Origin of the sequence: Salinibacter altiplanensis, from assembly GCF_002894645.1 — a bacterium.
Taxonomy (GTDB): domain Bacteria; phylum Bacteroidota; class Rhodothermia; order Rhodothermales; family Salinibacteraceae; genus Salinibacter; species Salinibacter altiplanensis.
On record NZ_NCQY01000015.1, the window covers coordinates 1 to 1382 of the forward strand.

At 42.2% G+C, this 1382-nt stretch carries 2 protein-coding genes and 1 pseudogene; all 3 read right to left on the reverse strand.

Going from position 1 to position 1382, the window contains the following annotated elements:
* A pseudogene (locus tag B7R93_RS15800) lies at nucleotides 1-308 on the reverse strand (hypothetical protein); the annotation flags it as partial.
* A gap of 104 nt (nucleotides 309-412) precedes the next feature.
* Nucleotides 413-787 (reverse strand): hypothetical protein, encoded by a 375-nt coding sequence (locus tag B7R93_RS15250; protein WP_157942230.1) that lies wholly within the window; start codon nucleotides 785-787, stop codon nucleotides 413-415.
* Nucleotides 784-1170: a hypothetical protein gene (locus B7R93_RS15255; protein ID WP_157942231.1), complete on the reverse strand. Its 387-nt coding sequence runs from the start codon at nucleotides 1168-1170 to the stop codon at nucleotides 784-786. The genes B7R93_RS15250 and B7R93_RS15255 overlap by 4 nt, the downstream gene beginning before the upstream one ends.
* Between the last annotated feature and the right edge of the window lie 212 nt (nucleotides 1171-1382).

The following is a 1382-nucleotide window of genomic DNA, read 5'->3' on the forward strand; positions in this document are numbered from 1 at the left end:
GTATCGATTTGGAAAGTGAAGGAACGTCCATCGTACCGGGTTTGCTCCACAGAGCCCTCTTCCTGAGCTCTTCGGAGGACTTCGGCTAGACGTTGGAGCTGTTCGACGGTGCGTTCGGGTCCCGAAATCAGCTCGATAGTGTCTTCGGTTACGGTGAATACGCCGTCCGGTATCTCTCCCATTCCTCCACAGACTGGGCATGGTCCGGACTTGTTGCCCGCAAGAGTTAACTGCTCGACATTCTCGAAGTAGAAGCCGGAGGGAAATACTGCACCGCAGTTTTGACAGAACGCGGGAATATCAGGCATGCTCGATTCGGACTTAGTGCAAAGCCGTCGGGTATTGTTGCCACACGAATACGACCCAGCGATTCGAAAGCCAAAGACGTAATCTGAGAGGATTTATGTCGATATTATTCATTTGACATACTTTTTATAATTTCAAATGCTTCTTTAATACTTATATCGCCGGAGGCCAAAAAAGTTACAATAAGAAAAAGAACACCCACAATAATCGTGGCTGTTTTGCTCTCATATCTTATCTGCATACAGAATAGCATCCAGCCTAAAAATCCTATATTCACTATAGTTAATACAAAAGTCACTTCTTCATTTGTGATTAGATCTACCGATAATAATAGCGTGCCTAGTGCGAACGTTACAACAGATGTGATAAACCAATGGAAATTTATATCCGTTTTATCTTCAATATATTTGTCAACCTGAGAGTCGTTATTTGCAATAAAATCGGAAATTTCCTCTGGGGATCCCTCTATACCCATTTTCATGATTCTGCCTTTGCATTTCTAATAATTTCTTTGACATCATTCATGGCTGCATTCTCTCCCCAATATTTTTCGCTATCCGATCCTTTTATCAAAATTATTCTTTTGTCCTCCAATATATAGTTTGTGCCCTCAAAGTTAAATGCATCCATATCCCCTCCGAAAGCACTCTGCTTAATACTTTTAATAGCTTCATTTACTGTACTATAATCGTCTAGGTACTTATCTGTATTCACTTCGTGCTCACCTACCGAAAACTCTAAAATAGCACCTTCTTCAACAGCGGGGTATATTGTACATTTTATACCCGCACCACTTCGTAGATATGGATAAATTTGTTTCCTAAAATTGTTTACAAAATTTTGTATTACGTTCCTGTCATTCATTTAATACTTTTGCGTTTGTGGGTTGAGAGAGACCGACCCATGTATCTGGACTCTGTCGGCCAGCTTGTGTACATCATACGGGCTGCTGCCGGTAGGTAGCAAAACTGAGATTGTCAACGGAGACAGGAGCGTTAGGCCGCCACGTGGGTACTGTCGTTGAGGAGAAATAGAAATACCTCTGGTCTCTGCAGCTCCAGAACGCAAAATAAGGC

What these genes read in the sequence shown, in the direction of transcription:
- B7R93_RS15250 (WP_157942230.1), bottom strand. Translation starts at nt 787, where the DNA reads ATGAAAATGGGTATAGAGGGATCCCCAGAGGAAATTTCCGATTTTATT.
- B7R93_RS15255 (WP_157942231.1), bottom strand. Translation starts at nt 1,170, where the DNA reads ATGAATGACAGGAACGTAATACAAAATTTTGTAAACAATTTTAGGAAA.